Genomic DNA, 18,667 nt, shown 5'->3' with positions numbered 1-18,667 from the left:
AATTTAGTTTTTTTCATTTTTCTAATTTTAGGTTAATTAATATTTTTTAAAACTAGCTTTGTAAAATAAAAAAAATGCCATTTTTTGTTCATTTATTTAGCTTTTTTGAACAAATACTTTATACTTTAGTTTTGATGATTGACTTCGTCAGATTATTTAGAAACAGCAGCATCCGATCGTCTAAGCAACTCATTATGAATACTTTTTGAAAACAATTTGAATTGATCTTCATTCTTTTGCTCCACCTCCATTAAGTTGGTTCCATTACTAGTTATATCATTTAAGTTTACACCCCAATCCCCTAATAAAACCCAATATGTTGCAGCATCTGAATGATCAACTGAATTAAAAACGAATTTTCCCTCAGCAAATATTTTCCCTAGGTTACTTTTTTTGAATTGGTCAAAATAATCTATGCCTTTTGGACTTCCAGTAACAATACCATGTTGCCCAATTGCTCCACATTCATAATATTTAACACGCCCATTTAATGCCATAGTTTTTATATATTCACAAGCACTTCTATCTTCATTACAATTGGCAACTTTCCAAGGTTTTTCTATTGTACCTTGATGTAAAGAGGAGTTAGTCCAATGTGCAATAAATCTTATTTTATTTAGAATATCCTCTCTTTTTTTAGTAATACAATAATTCACTAAAATGGCTGGCTCTGTTAGTGAGCCCCAACACAAGACGTTGATAATATCATTACTTTTATCTAATTCTTTAAATAACATTTCAACGGTTTTGTATTCTTTTAAAGAGTTATAGGTTTTAGCTGAATTGTATTTTTCCGCAGTTTCTTTAATACAAGATTGAATAAAATTTATTGATTCAGGATAACCTCCAATATTTTTATTCAAATGGACCACATCTTTTTTATAAGCCTCTCCAAAAAAAGTATTTGCCCATTCTGCTTGATTTCCAGATGTTTTATGCTCACTCCTGTGTGTGCTAGCAATTACAATTCCTTTCGTATCAAACATATTGGCCATCAATAAGTAACCTGCCATTCCAGAAATATCATCTGGATCATTGGCTGTTCCGTGGTCTTTTCCTTTAATTGTTTTATCAGACATGTCAGAATAAATCCAAACTTTTGGTTTTTGGGCTAGAACTATAAAAGTTGATAATAATGTTGTTAAAAAATAAATTTTCTTACTCATTTATTTATTGATTTAAATATTGTTTATCATTGTTTTTGAACCAATTGAGGGTTTGCGTTTTTAACCATTCACATAATTGTTTATGCCTTTCACTTATATTTGTAGTTTCATTAGGATCTGTTTTTAAATCATATAATTCTACTTCTGTTCCTTTACTATTGGTAAAAAATTTATAGTTTTCATGTCTGGTTGCTAATTGCAAACTTCTATCTGATTTATCAGGATAATTATAGTGTTCATTTCTACCATATTCCCAAAATAAATCCTTTTTTCTTTTATAAACTCGGTTTGAAATAAAAGCGGCACTCACATCTTCTCCATTTAAAGAATAAGCAGATTGAATAGTGGCTCCAGCAATTTTGCTTACCGTTGGCAACATATCCATAGCCGAAATAACAGTTGTAGAATCTACCTGACCTGATTTAATTCTTCCTGGCCAATAAGCGATAAATGGCATTTTAATACCTCCTTCATATAAACTATTTTTAACCCCTCGAAGCCCATTAGTTCTTAACTTATCAAAACTTGGAGCAGGTCCGTTATCACTTGTAAATACAATTAAGGTTTCCTCACTTATGCCCATTTTTTTTATTCCATCTACTAATCTTCCTATTTGATCATCAAAAGCTTCAATAACGGGTTGAAGATTTTTTAAATAATTATATTCCTTCTTATTAGCTTGTTCTGATTCTGAGTTTGGAACCCATGGTGTATGTACATCATCAGGCCATAAATTCACAAAACAAGGTTTGCCTTTATTTTCTTTTAAAAATTGCAATGTCTTATTAACAAAATAAGCTGTTCTATCCCAACGTTTTACTTTATCTGAAGGTGCCCATATCCAATTTGTGGAAGTTAATAATGGATCAGGATTTGGACTTTCATACGTTGACACATATTCATCAAAACCATATTGAGTAATTGGTGGAGCGTCTGTTACATCTCGTCCACCTCCCATGTGCCATTTCCCAAAATGTGCTGTTTTATATCCTGCCTTTTTTAAAACACCTGCCATTGATGGAGCTCGAACATCTAAAAAATTGGATTGCTCACATTCTTGATTAAATTTTTTATGACTCAAAAAAGTATTAATATTCCAGCGAATCGGATACATTCCAGTTGTTAATCCTACTCGAGAAGGGGAACAAACAGGGGCATTAGTATAATAATTAGTAAATATTTTCCCCTCTCTTGCTAACCGATCTATATTAGGTGTTTTTTGTACATTCCCATTTGTATATGAAGCATCTCCAATACCCATATCATCAACATAAACAATTATTATATTTGGTCGCTGCTCCTTTTTTGCTAAAATTGACCTTGTATTATTGCAACTTATTTGTATAAATACCAAAATAATACCCCATCCTATTTTAAAATTTCTCATTTTTATTAATCACTAGAATTAATTACTTTTAGTCAATTTCTTAAATATTTCTATCTCATTCTTGTCATAAGGTGTACCATCAAATCTTAACAAATCATGAAACCAAACTTTTGGCTCAGGGAATTCTTCGCCTGGGGTAACAACATTACCTTCTGCACGTTCTTTTTCAACATCTCTACCTTTTAAACTATTCCAAGCCCAAATAGTACCAGATTTACCTGCAACAAAACCCCAATTTATAGCACCTATTTTTTCTTCTTTTAACTTTGGAAGTATTTCATCAACTGTACTCCCATTGTTTCTTGCTAACCACTCTGTTAGTAAAATTGGCCTACCATCTATTTTATATGGTTCTATTGTATTTTTTTTTACTTTCTCCCAATTGCTATAGCTATGCACAGAATGTAAATCTGAATTTATTCTGTTAATTTTAATATTTATTTTACCTACACTTCCTTCTGTAGTTGCAGTGATAGGTTGTGATGGATTTATTTCCCTAGCCCAAACCCATGTATCATATACAAGTTGTTTAGATTTATCTCCAAAAGATCCTGTTAATCTATTATCTCTACCAGGTTCGTTATATAATTCCCATAATAAAATACGCTTATCATTTTTAAATCGCTTCATTGTGTTTTGTACATACCCTTTTAACCTGCCTACTTCCTCCTTAGTTGCTTTGCCTATTGCATATCTTTCGGCTAATTCTCTAGCGGGACTATTATTCCATCCTGAATTATGATATGCTTTTACAGGTAAAGGCTGTATGCCTAATCTAGGATTTGGATGATGACAATCATCAAAAAAAACAAACCAAGGTTTAATTTTATGCTTTTTGCAAATTTTTAAAAATTCATCCATTCTGTTGTATAATCCTTCCTCATCATCTGCCCAAACTAAATCATGTAAAAAGACTCTTAAGGTATTCAGCCCAATTTCTTCAGCCCAAGACAACTCCAAATCAATTCTCTTTGGATCCCAACTAGAGGCTTGCCACATTTCAATTTGATTGATTGAATTTGCAGGTAAATAATTACACCCTACTAGCCAAGGCTGATTACTATACCACTTATTAATCTTTTCTTTACTCCATCTTCCTGAAACTGGGATAGAATCATTAATTCCACTTTGTGATAAAACCAAAACGGAAGTTAACATGCAACATAAAATTATTATCTTTTTCATTGTTCTAATTTATTTAACTTCTTTATATTCAAACCAACCATAACGAGCAATATTTTTGGAATTCATCCCATTGCTTGTGGCATACAACCCCACATAAAGACCACTAAACCCACCCGCAACTTCATCTGAAACAATACTTAAATCCTGAACATCTCCAATTGATTTATAGTTGCTTTCAGATGTTCCGTAACTAAAAGTGGAACGAATATTATCTCCTTCAATTTTTAGAAATACTTCTTTTCCTTTAAAAGGAACTCTAGCCATTTCTTGTCTTTTCCCTTTTTTTGTTGCAAACAAGACCAAATCATTTTTCTTCTTTACTAACTGAATATGGTTGGTACTATTGCGATAAACAACAATTCCTGCCTGCTCATTAGCTTTTTTAGTATCAAATAAAAGATGGGTAGAAGCTTCAAATTTATGATGTTGAATTCTTCTAGCTATATAAGATGGATTTACTAAACTATCTAATACCTCAGGTCTTAATTGCAGATTTAAATTTCCTTTTTCTAAGGCATACCATTTTGTATAGGGTGTTCTCAAAAAGTTCCATTCTAAAGCTAAATCTTTAGTGTCAAACTCATCTCTAGCAGCCACTTTTTTGAATGTTGTCCAAGGTAAGTTAGGTCTTTTTTGTTCCGTTAATAAATGCCCAACTCCTGGATTGAATACTGGGATAGGATACCCTTCTTCATTTTCAAATTTTACTGGAGTCAAAAAAGTTTCTCTAGCCAATAATGAGAAGCCTTCCTTTTTCCTTTTTCCCAGCATAACTGACCACCATTCGTTGTTTTGTGTCTGAATTAAATCAGCATGCCCAACAGAATGTATCGGAAAATTTTGTCCCAATTGTCTATGAGACATCACTGGATTAGAGTGATAAGGTATGTAAGGCCCCCAAACATTATCACTATGATGCATTGTTACCGAATGCTGAAATCCTGTACCCCCTTCAGCCACTAATAATAAATATTTACCATTAACTTTGTATAAGTGTGGCCCTTCGGTCCAACGTGCATTTTTGGCATGACCATGTGTTAATTGTTTTTTAGGTCCGATTAACTTTCCTTGTTTAGTATCTAATTCTTGAATCCAAGCACCATTCTTCTCTGGCCAATCATTCAAGCCCGAAATATTACCATGTCCTGTGTAATAACATTTTCCGTCCTCATCCCAAAATAATGATGGATCAATACCGTTGGACCCTAACCATACTGGATCGGACCAAGGACCAGCAGGATTCTTTGCCGTAACATAAAAGTTTCCTTCACAATTTACACAGGTAGTAATCAAATAAAACAATCCATCGTGATGTCTTATGGTAACTGCATAAATACCACGTGAATCCTTAAGTCCTTTAGGTAATTCGACTTGATTAGGACGTTGTAAACCATAGCCTATTAACTCCCAATTAACCAAATCTTTACTATGATGTATGGGCATCCCCGGAAACCACTCAAAACTGGAATTAACCATATAATAATCATCTCCCACTCTGCAAATTGAAGGGTCTGGATAAAATCCGCTAATAATTGGATTTTCGTAAGTTTCAGGAACATTCTGCCCTAAAGCAATGGTCATAATCAAGCTAAATATAAATGTATAAATATTTCTCATTTTTAATTGTTTTGTGACTTTGTCTTAAATTGTTACACTTTTTATATAAATAATACTTTCAATTCAAAGAAAATACCTCAACGGAGTCTAAATTTCCTCCCCCTTTTACGGGACTACCAGCAGCAGTGTATATTTTGCTATCGAAAACTACTCCCCCTCCGCTATGTCTTCCAATATTTAAAGGAGCTAATGGAGACCATTTTTGAGTAGTCAAATCAAAACATTGTGTCGTGTTGTATGCTTCTTTCAGTTTTCCTTCTCCTCCAAAATAAATAATCTTATTTTGAAAATAAACCAATCCTCCTGCTGCCGTTGGATAAGGTAATTGTTCTTTCATGGTGTGCCATTTGTTTTCTTTAAAATTATAAACATCTACATAAGGCAACGTTTGCTCAAAGAATGCACCAAAATTTTCTGGATAATGGAAACTGGTATTTCTTCCCCCAATACAATACAAATTATCATCTACTATAATTGCAGAAAAATGATCCCGAATATGAGGTGCTTTGGTCAAAACCTCCCATTTCCCTGTATTTAAATCGTAACTGTCAAAATTATTATTGGTTCCGCTGGTATGACCAAAATCGATACCACACACAATATAAATTTTGTCATTATAGACAACAGCTCCTGCACCACCTCTTCTTCTATTTTCAGGTATTTCTGGTCCTTTTTTCCATGTATCTCTTTCTGGATAATACAACCAAATATTTTCTAAAGGCACTTCTTTTGGATATTTCCCAGTCATGGCTATAACATAAATAGCATCCTTGTAAACAACCGCTTGAAAATGATGCATTTCAAAAGGTGGTTTGGCTTTTTCTTCCCAAGTATTTGTTTTAGGATCAAATACATTCACTGGATTTAAACCTCTACCCCCTATCAAATAAAACTTCCCATTGTATTCTACCATCGAACTTTCATGACGAGCAGTGACGTTGCCTTTTGTATCGATTGTTGTCCAATTATACTCTTTTAAATCGGTTGATTGTGCCTCAGTTGTAAAGTACATCAAAAGATGAATGAGAGTAAACAAATAAACTTTTTTTCTATTCATTTGATTTCAATTAAAATGATTTGTTTTTTTCTTATATTTTTAAGAATAAAATCTCAATTTAAAATACTTAAAAATTTATTTCATTATTTAATGCACAATATTTTTTTTACTTTATTCATTGAAGGTTCTTTCAATCGTAAGAATACTAAATTGGAAAATTACGATCTAAATTCTTCCATTTTAGCTGCTAATTCTCTAATAATATTTGGATATTTATCATGGACATTTTTAGTTTCCGAAATATCTTCTTTTAAGTTAAAAAGCTCTGGAGTTGTTTTTTTATCAGCATTTCGACTTCCACCGTGGGGTAAATATTTCCAATCTCCTTTTCGAATGCCATAAATTTCAGCCCCTTTTGTATATAACATATAATCCCTGTTCAAGCTTCCTTTACCTTCTATAAGATTTGAAATATTAATTCCATCCAATTTTGTTTTTGGAAGTTTTGCTCCTGTATAATGGGCAATTGTGGGTAAAAAATCCAAAGTTGAAACAATTGCATTACTCACCTTACCTGATTCAATTTTTCCAGGCCAATACATAATGCAGGGCACTCTTACTCCACCTTCATAATTAGTAAACTTGCCATCCCTAAAAGGTAATGCTGAACCGGCTAATTCTTTGTATCCTAACCAAGGTCCATTGTCAGATGAAAAAATCACTAAGGTATTTTTATCTAGTCCTTTTTCTTTTAAATGCTGTATCAAATTTCCAACATAGTAATCAATTTCCTCTACTACATCACCATACAAACCTCGTTCGCTTTTACCCATAAATTTTTCTGAAGCATGCAAAGGTACATGAGGCATTGCTGGAGTGATGTACATAAAAAAAGGTTCACCATTATTTTGGTCTATAAAATCGATTGCTTTATTAAAATACCGCTCTGTAAGGCTAGATTGATTACATGGATATTCGATAATTTTGTCATTTTCAAATAGAGGGCATTGTTCTTTTATTCCAAGCTCTTTTAGTTTTTCCCGGCTATTATTTTTAACTAATTGTTGATCTTGTTTTGCTTTTTCTAAAGTATATCCCTCATTAAACATCACATTTTTGGCAAAATCTTGTTTTACTCCTATGTACATATCATTACTGTACGGAATGCCATAATAGGTGTCAAAACCTTGACTTGTGGGCAAATTTTCTTTGAAATCACCCAAATGCCATTTTCCAAAACAAGCCGTTTTATAGCCTGTTGACTTTACCACCTCAGCAATGGTAATTTCAGAACTCTCCATACCTTTGGCATCCGGAAAATAAACACCTCCTACTCCATTATGAAAAGAATATCTTCCAGTCAACAGTGAAGCTCTAGAGGCACTACAAACAGAATTAGTCACATAAAAATCTGTAAATCGGATGCCCTCCGATGCCATTTTATCTAGATTTGGTGTCTTAATTTTTGGAGAACCATAACAACCTAAATCTTGGTATCCTTGATCATCAGTAAAAATCACAATAATATTAGGTTTCATTTCCTTAACAGAAATTTGCCCATAGGATTTTACAGAGAGACTAGAAAGTAGCAAAAAAACAATTCTTATAACCTTATTCATCATTTGGTTTTATTCTTCAATTGTATTACGTAACTTCTTAGTTCTTTTTTAATGGCCTCATTTCCTTTTTCGTTAATAAGGTTTTTAAATTCTTTGGGGTCTTTGCGGTGATTGTACAACTCTTCTGAACCATCTACATATTGAATAAAATTCCAATCTCCTTTTTCGACACTTATATTCCCTTTTTCATAAGTGGTGATAGCTGGTTCTTTTCTTTTATGGTTTAGGTCAGTTAATAGAGGGACTAAAGAAGTTCCTTCTAAAAAATCAGGCTTTTTTATGTCGCTTAAATCCAAAACAGTAGGGAATAAATCCAATAAGGAAACCGCTTGATTAGTGGATACACCAACATTTTTCATATTTGGATATTTAATTATCAAAGGAGAATTAGTCGCTTGTTTCCATAAACTAAACTTTTCCCATCGTTCTTTTTGAGCTAATTGCCAACCGTGATCGGTCCATAAAACAATGATGGTATTGTCCTTATTGGGTCCTTTTTCAATGCCCTCTAATATTTTACCTATACAAGCATCGGCAAAACTCATAGAAGCTAAATAGGCTTGAGTTGCCTTTTGCAACTGACCTTTTTCTTTTACCAAACTAACAAATTTTGAAGAAAAATTAGTCTTAGCAATCTCGGGAACATCACTCATATCATCAGATGGTAATTCCGGTACTTTTACACTCTCTAGAGGATACATATCAAAAAACTCTTGGGGAGCAATTTGAGGTGAATGCGGTCTAAAAAGTCCCACTGCTAAAAAGAACGGTTTATCGTGTTTTTCTCCTAAATAATTAGAAGCGAATTGTGCATTTTTCCAATCTGAAGTTTCTTCTTTTTTCTCGGGTGTTACGCCCCAAACACCAAATTTGCTCAAGTATTCAGGTTTATTTATATTCATTCCTTCTGTATACATCGCACCTTCCAACCATTTGGCTTGGTTATTTTTGTCTAAATACAACTGATGTCCTTTGGTTCCAACATCATTAGGAAATTGATAATTCCATGACTGTGGATCGGATTGTGGATCAGGCACATCTCCTTTTCCGCGCCCATTATGAAAAATTTTCCCCGCTGCTACTGCTTCATATCCAAATTCTTGTAAATACTTTGGCAAGGTCACACGATCTGCATTTCCTGGTAAATCTCTAAAATTTCCTGGATTGGTATATTGTCCTGAAGTTTCTGGTCGAACCCCTGTTAAAATAGCAACTCTTGAAGGATTACATGCCGGTACCACACAGTAAGCATTAGTAAACAACTTTCCTTCCTTGGCTAATTTTTCCATATTAGGCGTTTTAGCAGCTCCTCCCATAGCACTAGTCCAATTGTTCATATCATCTATGGCAATAAACAAAATATTAGGCTTTGTTGCTATAGTCTTTTTTGGGGATTGGCTATAAGTTGAACCAGCAAGTAAGAAGGCAAATGATGCCAATATAATTTTTGATTGTATTTGTTTCATTTTAATATTTAAAAATTTTTTGAAATTGGTTTTCCTTTTGTATCAAATAGTTGAAGTTCGTCGTTCCCTTTTAATTGATTGGTGTACCTTTTAATATTCTTTATATCAACATTTTTTAGTGTCCCTTTTAAAGTTTTCTCTAACACACCATCATTTTTATCATCAAAAAGGTTCACTATGGAAGCTGTTGGATTATCAATCGTAAGTCCATCAATATTAATGGTTACAGTATATTTACCACTACGACCAGTAATGATAGCATTACTTCCCCCTGGATTTCCACGACCACTATTACCAATAATGGTCAAATTTTTGAATGTTCCCACTGCTCCATCTGGATAATCTCCCCAACCAAGCTGAATAGGCACCGCGTTTTGTATCATGTTGATGGTTGTATTGGTAACGGTAATATCATTATAGACTTTAATTACATCGTCACCAGTTTCAAAATAACAATTATCGACTGTCGAGCCATCTCCTGCAGCAATACCATCACTATGATTTCCGCTTCCTCCACGTGTATCAATAAAGTCGGCATCTTTCAAATGTACAACTGCACCTAAACCACGCACATGAAAAGACCTTGGATTCAAACTCGTCATATTTTGTAATGTTAATACACCACCATGAGCCTCAAATGAGCTGATTGTAGCTGCCTTAATTTTATTTTTTTGAGGCCAACTTTGTATATCTGTACCGTACACTACTGATGTTTTTCGGTCTTCACCCATGATAATACAATCACCCTTAGTATGAAAACCTCCATTTACGGTTGTATTGCCAGAAATCACAATATTTTTTACTTCTACTGGAACGTCCCAAATAAAACTCTTTGTCCCTTTATCTTCAAAATTAATTGCTCCTGAGGTTTCAAATTTTAATTCTTTCTTGGATGCGTTCCAACTCAATCTTCCACTATATTTTTTTTGTAAATCAGCTACAGATTGCGCTTGTGTAAGACCAAAAAAGAGCATGAATACTACTGAAGTATATGTATAATTACTTCTTTTCATTATATTATTTCTTTAAAATTATATCCATCTTTTTAGCCATCTCCGCTTTTATAGCTGCATATTCGGGTTTATTGACTAAATTAACCCATTCTAAGGCATCGTTATCGTGATTGTAAAGCTCTTCTGAGTTATCTTGATATCTAATATATCGCCATTTTTCTGTTCGAATAGTATTTCTACCTTCACCCATTTGTGTTAAAGAAGGATAGTTCCATTCCAATTTGGGATTTTTCAACAGCGGAACAATACTAACACCTTCATTTTTTTCATTTTTTGGTAAACCCGCTAATTCTACAAGTGTGGGATATAAGTCTAGTAAATTGACCGTTCTTCCTGTTCTACTCCCTGCTTTGGTAACATTAGGAGCTTTTATAATTAAAGGCACACGGCAAGCTTCTTCCCAAAGAGTGAATTTTTTGTAACGTAATTTTTCACCCAAATGCCATCCATGATCTCCCCATAATACTACGATTGTATTGTCTTTGTACTTACTTTTTTCTAGCGCATCAAGCATTTGTCCAATACAATAATCTGCATAATTAATACTTGCTAAGTAAGCTTGAACCGCTTCTTTTTGCTTTCCATATTTTTTTATTGTTAGATAATCTTTACTTGGTTTTGCTTTATCTCCTACATCATCCAAATCGGTTTCTAAAACCTTTGGCAAAACAATTTTATCCAACGGAAATTTATCGTAAAACTCTTTAGGTACATTCCATTCTAAATGTGGTCTAAAGATTCCACAAGCCATAAAGAACGGCTTATCAAAATCCCCTGCTAACTTTTCTGCAGCCCATTTAGCATTTAAAAAATCTGGCGTTTCTTCTGTTTTTTGATCTGTAGCATACCAATCCATATTATCGTCCATTTCTCCAGTAGGTATTCCATTAGACATAAAACCTGCTACTTTTTTAGCATGACCATAATTACCACTTACATTTTCCCAATTGTCCCATGTTTCTTTTCCCAAAGCAGGTGTATGGTATATTTTACCCCTTGAATAGGTTTCGTAACCATTTGCAGCAAAATACTGAGGAATCATTTGAGTGTTTTTAAAAACTGGACTATTAAAAGGTTTGTCTCCATTTCCATAAATTTTTGTTGTGGATGGTTTCAATCCAGACATAATTGCAGCTCTGGAAGGGTTACAAACAGATGCTGCACAATACGCTCGATCAAAAACCATGCTTTGCTTAGCTAATCGATCCAAGTTAGGCGTAAGTGTTTGCGGATTTCCATCCAAGAAACCTACCCAATCATTCAAATCATCAACAGCGATAAACAATACATTGTATTTTTTGGATTCTGTCGATTCTCCTTTATGTTTCTTTTGAGCAATGATATTAAAACTTATAAAAAGTAATAAAAAACAACGTATTATGGAATTGATTGTCTTCATTTGAATGAAATAATTAATTATTTAAAATAACTTTTTGTTCTGTATAAGTAGGGCCATTTGATTGAACTCTACCTTGTTCATCAAACCAAATAGGATCGATTACTAAAAATGGTTTTTCATCATTCTTAGAAGGAATAATTCCGTGACAAGACAACCAGTATCGCCCATCAGGTCCTTTAAATATAGCATTATGACCTACTTGATTAAAAGGATTCTCTGTGTCACCAGTATATTCAAATCCATTTTTTTCACAAGCTTGCTTACTCTGTGCTCCGTAAAAAGGGTTGAATTCATTTTTTACCCAAGGACCTTGAACGCTTTTAGCTGTTGCATATCCTATCTCATAACCTCGTGTCCAACTGGAATAAAACAAATAATAAGTTCCATTATTTTCAATTACATAAGCCCCTTCAATACCAATAGCATCCCAATCATGGTATTTTTTTACTTTAGGAATAGGTCTTCCATCATAACCAGGAACTTTTAATACATTACCATTTTTATCATAATCATAATCCACTTGAGCTGGTCGTATAGCACTTTTGGGTGTTGTTAAGAAAGTACCTGTTGCCAAATCGATTTGCGCAAAACCAATTCCAAATTCTCTACCTCTGTTCCAAAAAGCCCAGACTTTTCCATCTTTATCTTCAAAAAAAGTGAGGTCATTACCATCGCATAAAGGTTTCTGTTCGGTAACCATTTTGTATGGCCCTTCAATATGATCTGCTACAGCATAACCTGGATGTTGCCCCACATAACCTAACTCATCATTATTACAATTGAATAACGCATAATATTTTCCTTTAATTTTCTGAATTTCAGGAGCCCAAAACCTTTTATGATACCATTTAGTTTTATCGCCAGCTTTGACAATATATTTTACAAAATTCCAATTTGTTAAGTCTTTTGATTTATACAAAACCACTCCTTTATTCAATTCTCCGTTGGTTTCTTGCCTACCCCAATGCGGGTATGAGGTACCTGTCATATACCAGTAATCACCCTCACGGAAAACTTGACAATCTCTCAACCCATTTTCATCTATACCATTTTTAATAGGATTCTTGTATGTAAAAGAATCCTTATTAGTTGTTAATTTTTGGGACTTTGTTTCCTTACATCCCACAATTAAAAACATTACAACTACGCAGCTAACAATTGCTCTAACTCTCATTCTTATAATTTTATTTTTCGGTTTCCCAAGGCATTAATTTAATATTATTGGGTCTGTAATTTTTAATTAACTGACCTGATTCCTTTGCCTTTTTTACTTTTTGATTAAAAATATTTTGTGTATCTCCTGGATTCCAATACCATTCGCTTGGTACTTGTTCTCTTTCCATTATGGTTTTCATAGTGGAACTAATTTGGGGATATTGGGCTGCCAAATTGGTATTTATTAATTGATCTTCTTCTATTAAATACAACTCCAATTCCTTGTTAGGATGCGAACGATATGCAAACCAAGGCCCTTGACGAATCGCTTGCTCATCTTTTCTAGTAAAATACATGAAGCGATCCGTTGGGATAGCATTTTTATCTCCATTTAAAAGAGGCATTAAATTATAACCATCCAAGCCTGTAATTAGTTTTGAATTGGAGACTGATGCAAAAGTGGGAAACAAATCAACAAGCCAAACAGGTTCACTAATTACGTTTGGTGTATTTTGTTTAGGAAGATGAATAAAAAATGGAATACGCATACCTCCTTCTAAACCGCTAAACTTACCTCCAGTAAACGTTCCTTTGTTTTGCAAATAAAGGTCGTCTTCCCAAACAGGTCTTCCGTTATGTTCTACATTTTCTTTCCCTTTAGTAGGATTGTGCATTGAATACCCATTGTCAGAAGCAAAAATTATAATTGTATTATCATAAACTCCCTCTTCTTTTAATTTATCAATTAGTTTACCAACTGAAATATCCAATCGTTGCACCATTGCTCCCCATTCCCTTGATACAATGTCCATATCTTTTCTATCTTTCAGCTGTCGGAAATCATCAACTATAGTTGGTCCATGTGGTAAGTTAGTCGTAAACCACAGAAAGAAAGAGTCTTTTTTGTTTTTATGAATAAATTCGGCTGCTTTTGAATCAAATAGATTTGGAGCATAAGCCGCCTTAGATAAATCCATATAAACTAACTTACCATTCTCATCATAGTATCTTTCAAAATCAATATGATTAGGATTACCTCGTTCTTTATCATATAAAGTTTGAATGTCCATTCCTTTATTTTGAGGATAATGAATTTCTTTATTGTTTTCATATAAAACTAATGGAAAATAGGAATGGGCTTCATAATGGGTTAAAAAGCCAAAATGATAGTCAAAACCTTGTTTTAAAGGATCTCCAGCATCTGTACTGTAACCTAATCCCCATTTTCCAACAACTCCAGTTTTATAACCCGTTTCCTGTAGCATTTTAGCAAGAGTATAAGTGTCTGCAGGTAAGAATTCAAAACCACGAGCACTGCTATTTAATCGAATAGGTCCATGCCCAACATGTAATCCTGAAAGTAAAGAACCTCGCGATGGAGCACATTCAGGAGCTGCAGCATAAGCTTGTGTAAACCTCGTAGAAGTTAAACACAACTTATCAATATTGGGTGTCTTATAATTCTTTTGACCATAGGCACTAACATCCCTAAAACTCAAATCATCAGAAAAAATAAAAACAATATTGGGTTTATTGTTTTTTTCGATTTTACTGTTCTGAATTGAAGTTTGACTAAACCCACCAATTGTAAAAAAAGTGGTCAAGACTAAAAAATATTCTTTTATCATTTCATTAAAATTTTTGAACTTCTTCTTTTCCTGGAGTAGCATAATTTGCATCCTTTACAATCACTTTTACATCACCATTTACTATTTTAAACTCAATAGGAACTAGAGTAAGACCTTGTTTGTTTATGGTATAAGCAGTATCAGTTAAATCCATTTGTTTAGCATCATCTCCTGATAGAACAGGCTTACTCGCATTATAAAATGCAGTACACCACCAATTCCCGTTTTTATCTTTAAAAGGAGTTCCATGCCCTAAAAAACGACCAGCAAATTTTCTTTCATTATAAGGACCTGTAACTTTATCTGCTGTAGCATAATACAAATTATAAGTTCCATGACGCATCGTATCCGTACTCCAAGCGGTTCCAAACAGAACATACTTATTCTTAATTTTCACAATATAACAACCTTCATGTCCCATTTTTCTATTTGAGGGCCCTATCTTAACAGGCTCACCAATAAACCCACTAAAATCTTCTTTTAACTGAGTGATTTCGGCACATTTATCAATTAGCCAAGGTGTTTTTCCATCCATAAAAATCGCTGGATCATGATGCTTTCCAAAATCTTGACCAAATGGTTCTGCGAAAGGTTCTTTCAATTCTGCTCCTTTAGAGAGCATTAAATTTGAAGCCCCTTGATTTGACGTATATACAATAACCCATTTCCCATTTATAAAATGACTTTCAGGTGCCCATACCATTGCTTCTTTAATATTATGCATATTTTCAGAAGAAACAGCTCTTTTTTCCATTTCCTGGCCCCAAGCTGACTGACTTGTATTCCAAATTACTCCTAAAGATTCCCACGAAACTAAATCACGACTTTTAAACACTTCTATTCCTCCTTTTGGCGCTTCTAGTTTTAAATTGCTATTCTGTCTAGTACAGGATAAATAGTAATACCCATCAGGAGCAAGTTCTATGTATGGGTCACGCATCCAAATATCTTCCATTAAATAGACAGCTTTATTATGGAATTGTATAGCTTTTAATTTTTCCTCATTTTTTTGAGCATTTGTGGTATTACTAAACAATGCTATTACAATCAATAACAAACTTTTATTTATTACTTTTTTCATTTTATCTATTGCGATTTATTCGTTTTTAAAATCTTTTTCAGAACTATTTATACTTCACTGATTACTTATTGAATCGCCTACTTAATCCCCTAAAAGAAAAGAGAAATCCTAAAATTAAATAGCACCATTTATTCATTTTCAGTTTTTTTAAGTATTCCATTTTTTCGAATTACAGGCCCTAAATTTTTACCTTCTTTATCTATATAAGTTGGTTCATAATCACTTGGATCCGCCCATTTTAAATTTCCTACATTACCGTTCATGTAATTTTCATAATAGCCGCTGTACTGTGTAAAAGGAAATTTTTCGTATAAATGACCAAAACCTTGCATTCTCAAATCATCTTGAGAAATTAGTTTTTCAACCATAAAATTTTCCATTTCCAATAGTGTATTTTTATACTTACTATCGGTTGCTAAATTTGTTATGCAATAAGGGTCTTTAGCTATATCATACAATTCAACTGCTGGACGTTGCCCAAAACTCATCATCCAATAGTTTGTATCCACTCCTGTACGGCGCAAATTGATTAATAAGGATTTTGTTGGACCTTTATCTACATTCAAATATCCCGTTTCAGGATTTCCTGCTGGCCATCTATCGATTTCATAATTGCGTAAAAACAACATATTATCTTTATGAATACCACGTATTGGATAGCCTTCGTCATTCGGTCGCCCATGGTCGTGTCTTTCTTTTCCAACCAAAACAAAATTACGACTAGCATCAATTTTACCTGATTTCTTTGTTTGAAAAAGATTCATCAAACTTTTACCTGGAGTGGGATACATTCCTGAACTTTGCCAATCGATACCTGCCACTTCTAATAAAGTGGGAGCAATATCAATAAAGCTGATATAATCATCTATACTTCTATTAGGATTCAAAATTCTTCCTTTCCACATAATAGCCATCGGAACATGATTGGAATTTTCATATTGATTTCCCTTTACACGCGGAAATGGCATCCCATGATCTGAGGTATAAATTATTATCGTGTTTTCTATTTCTTTTGTTCTATTGAGTTCGTCTAAAATTTTAGCTACATGACTATCCGCATATTCTAATTCCATAGCATAATCCAGTAAATCATGACGTACAACAATTGAATCTGGATAATACTTTGGAACTTCTTTAATCATTTCTAATTTCTTACCTCCCTTATTTACTCCTGATTGGTATTCATAAGGACGATGGGGTTCATTAAACCCTACCCAAAAATTCCATGATTTTCCTTTTGGAACTTTACTCAAAAAATCTTTAAAATTAGCACTGTAATCATTGACCGCAATTTCAGTAGTGGGAGATTTTAGTTTTTTTGAATCAAATGCTTCTCCAACAAGATTTCGCTCTTCTCCACTAGCTGTTAATGCTATTCCTGGTGACCAACCTTTTCCGGTATGTCCCGTGAAATACCCATTTTCTTTTAAGACTTCTGGAAAAGTTTTGAATTTAGATGGAAAATAGATAAAATGGTTTACAGCAGCATCTAGTTGCCATGAATTTCGCCCTGTCAAAATAGAAGCTCTTGATGGTGCACATTTCGCATTAGGCGTATAAGCTCTATTGAATAAAATCCCTTGAGATGCAATTTTATCAAAAGAAGGTGTTTTAATATAAGTACTACTATAAGCACTCATATCAAGTCCCGCATCATCCAGCATAATAATTAAAATATTAGGCTTAGACTTTACTGTTTGTGCCGAAGCTAAAACAGTGTACAATGCAAAACAAACAACCAAGAAATGTTTCATGATAATTCAAAATTAATTAAAGTGATTCGTTATTTGCTTTTAAAAAAAAAACACATCTTTAATTCCTATTCATTAACCAAATTTCAGGAAAACATTGCTTTTTGAGTTGCTTTTCTGTTCACTATTCTAGCTAATTGATTTTTTCCGTACCAAAAACAGATTAAAAACTCATTTTTTTATTGTTTACAATCGAAACTTGCCTCATGTTCTGTTGAATTACAAATTTTCAAATTATTTTTTCCTGCAGTACGCCTTTTAGAATATTGTGCTACATTAATTTTAGCATTCGTTATTGTACCATTTAGAGTCATCGTATTTTCCCATAAACTGACCATAACTGCATTTGGATTATTTACTTCTAGTCCGTCAATATTAATGGTCACTTCGTACTTACCTGTACGGCCAGAAATAACAGCGTTATCAGAACTTCCTCGTCCAGAATTACCAATAATTTTTATGTTTTTGAAATTACAGACAGCACCATTTGAATAATTCCCCCAACCTAATTGTATTGGTACTGCATTTTCAACCATATTGATGGTGCAATTTGACACTGAATAATTGAAATAAGCCTTAAAAACATCATCACCTGCTTCAAAATAACAATCATCAACGGTAGAACCATTTCCGCCACAAAAGCCATCACTGTGATTTTGATTTCCACCGCGATTATCTATAAAATCACAACTTTTAACATGAACTACTGGTCCAAAACCACGAACAAAATAAGAAAATGGATTTAGCATCGTTAAATTTTTAATTGTCATGACACCACCACTATTATCAAATTGAGAATAGTACCATTCTTTTAAATCTTGCTTTCCAGGATTGTTAGCATCCGTCCATTGCTGTAAATTAGTACCAAAAACTACGGAAGTCTTTCGATCTACCCCAACAATTAGAATATCAGAACTAGTATGAAAAGCAGCGGTAACTGTTACATTTTTTCCAATGATAATTTTTTTAACCTCCTTTGGTACAACCCAAAAATGATTTTTATGATCATTCGCTAAATCCTTTCCAATACCTGTTTTATCTTTAAAAAAGAGGACACCTGTAGAAAGAAAACTAAGCGTTTTTGATTTTTCATCCCATTTAAGTTTACCTGAATAATTTTGCTTTAATTCTGAAATTGATTGCGAAAACATTGGGAGGATTCCAATCAAGAAAACAACGATATAAATACTTATTTTTTTCATC

14 protein-coding genes are annotated in these 18,667 nt (G+C 33.3%); all 14 read right to left on the bottom strand.

What is annotated here, in order from left to right; all coding sequences use genetic code 11:
* Positions 1 to 152: 152 nt before the first annotated feature.
* Positions 153 to 1,166 (bottom strand): nucleoside hydrolase-like domain-containing protein, encoded by a 1,014-nt coding sequence (locus tag ACSV4D_RS08150; RefSeq protein WP_439227817.1) that lies wholly within the window; start codon positions 1,164 to 1,166, stop codon positions 153 to 155.
* Positions 1,167 to 1,170: 4 nt separating this feature from the next.
* Positions 1,171 to 2,553, bottom strand: coding sequence for a sulfatase-like hydrolase/transferase (locus ACSV4D_RS08145; protein WP_439227816.1), 1,383 nt, complete (start codon positions 2,551 to 2,553; stop codon positions 1,171 to 1,173).
* 18 nt (positions 2,554 to 2,571) lie between these two features.
* On the bottom strand, positions 2,572 to 3,738 hold the full coding sequence (locus ACSV4D_RS08140; protein ID WP_439227815.1) for a 1,4-beta-xylanase: 1,167 nt from the start codon (positions 3,736 to 3,738) through the stop codon (positions 2,572 to 2,574).
* 9 nt (positions 3,739 to 3,747) lie between these two features.
* Complete coding sequence (locus ACSV4D_RS08135; RefSeq protein ID WP_439227814.1) at positions 3,748 to 5,355, bottom strand: glycoside hydrolase family 43 protein; 1,608 nt, start codon at positions 5,353 to 5,355, stop codon at positions 3,748 to 3,750.
* Between the two features lie 58 nt (positions 5,356 to 5,413).
* Positions 5,414 to 6,412 (bottom strand): Kelch repeat-containing protein, encoded by a 999-nt coding sequence (locus tag ACSV4D_RS08130; RefSeq protein ID WP_439227813.1) that lies wholly within the window; start codon positions 6,410 to 6,412, stop codon positions 5,414 to 5,416.
* 158 nt (positions 6,413 to 6,570) lie between these two features.
* Positions 6,571 to 7,890 (bottom strand): sulfatase family protein, encoded by a 1,320-nt coding sequence (locus ACSV4D_RS08125; protein ID WP_439227812.1) that lies wholly within the window; start codon positions 7,888 to 7,890, stop codon positions 6,571 to 6,573.
* Positions 7,891 to 7,970: 80 nt separating this feature from the next.
* On the bottom strand, positions 7,971 to 9,437 hold the full coding sequence (locus ACSV4D_RS08120) for a sulfatase (RefSeq protein ID WP_439227811.1): 1,467 nt from the start codon (positions 9,435 to 9,437) through the stop codon (positions 7,971 to 7,973).
* A gap of 8 nt (positions 9,438 to 9,445) precedes the next feature.
* Positions 9,446 to 10,450, bottom strand: coding sequence for a hypothetical protein (locus ACSV4D_RS08115; RefSeq protein ID WP_439227810.1), 1,005 nt, complete (start codon positions 10,448 to 10,450; stop codon positions 9,446 to 9,448).
* Positions 10,451 to 10,454: 4 nt separating this feature from the next.
* The gene (locus tag ACSV4D_RS08110; protein ID WP_439227809.1) at positions 10,455 to 11,849 is read right to left on the bottom strand and encodes a sulfatase; all 1,395 of its coding nucleotides are present in this window, start codon (positions 11,847 to 11,849) and stop codon (positions 10,455 to 10,457) included.
* 13 nt (positions 11,850 to 11,862) lie between these two features.
* A complete protein-coding gene (locus tag ACSV4D_RS08105) occupies positions 11,863 to 13,023 on the bottom strand; it encodes a glycoside hydrolase family 43 protein (RefSeq protein WP_439227808.1) in 1,161 nt (386 codons plus the stop codon).
* Between the two features lie 10 nt (positions 13,024 to 13,033).
* Positions 13,034 to 14,632 carry a sulfatase-like hydrolase/transferase gene (locus tag ACSV4D_RS08100; protein WP_439227807.1) on the bottom strand — a complete coding sequence of 533 codons (1,599 nt, stop codon included), beginning with the start codon at positions 14,630 to 14,632 and terminating at the stop codon, positions 13,034 to 13,036.
* A gap of 4 nt (positions 14,633 to 14,636) precedes the next feature.
* Positions 14,637 to 15,713, bottom strand: a complete 1,077-nt coding sequence (locus tag ACSV4D_RS08095) for a family 43 glycosylhydrolase (protein WP_439227806.1) — start codon at positions 15,711 to 15,713, stop codon at positions 14,637 to 14,639.
* 128 nt (positions 15,714 to 15,841) lie between these two features.
* Entirely contained in the window at positions 15,842 to 17,467 is a 1,626-nt protein-coding gene (locus ACSV4D_RS08090; protein ID WP_439227805.1) for a sulfatase family protein, read from the bottom strand.
* 176 nt (positions 17,468 to 17,643) lie between these two features.
* Entirely contained in the window at positions 17,644 to 18,666 is a 1,023-nt protein-coding gene (locus tag ACSV4D_RS08085) for a hypothetical protein (RefSeq protein ID WP_439227804.1), read from the bottom strand.
* Position 18,667 lies beyond the last annotated feature (1 nt).

The sequence above is a fragment of the Flavobacterium sp. ARAG 55.4 genome (assembly GCF_051846875.1).
Classification (GTDB): domain Bacteria; phylum Bacteroidota; class Bacteroidia; order Flavobacteriales; family Flavobacteriaceae; genus Flavobacterium; species Flavobacterium plantiphilum.
Note: the sequence above shows the minus strand (reverse complement) of the source record. Positions and strands in the feature narration are given on the sequence as shown.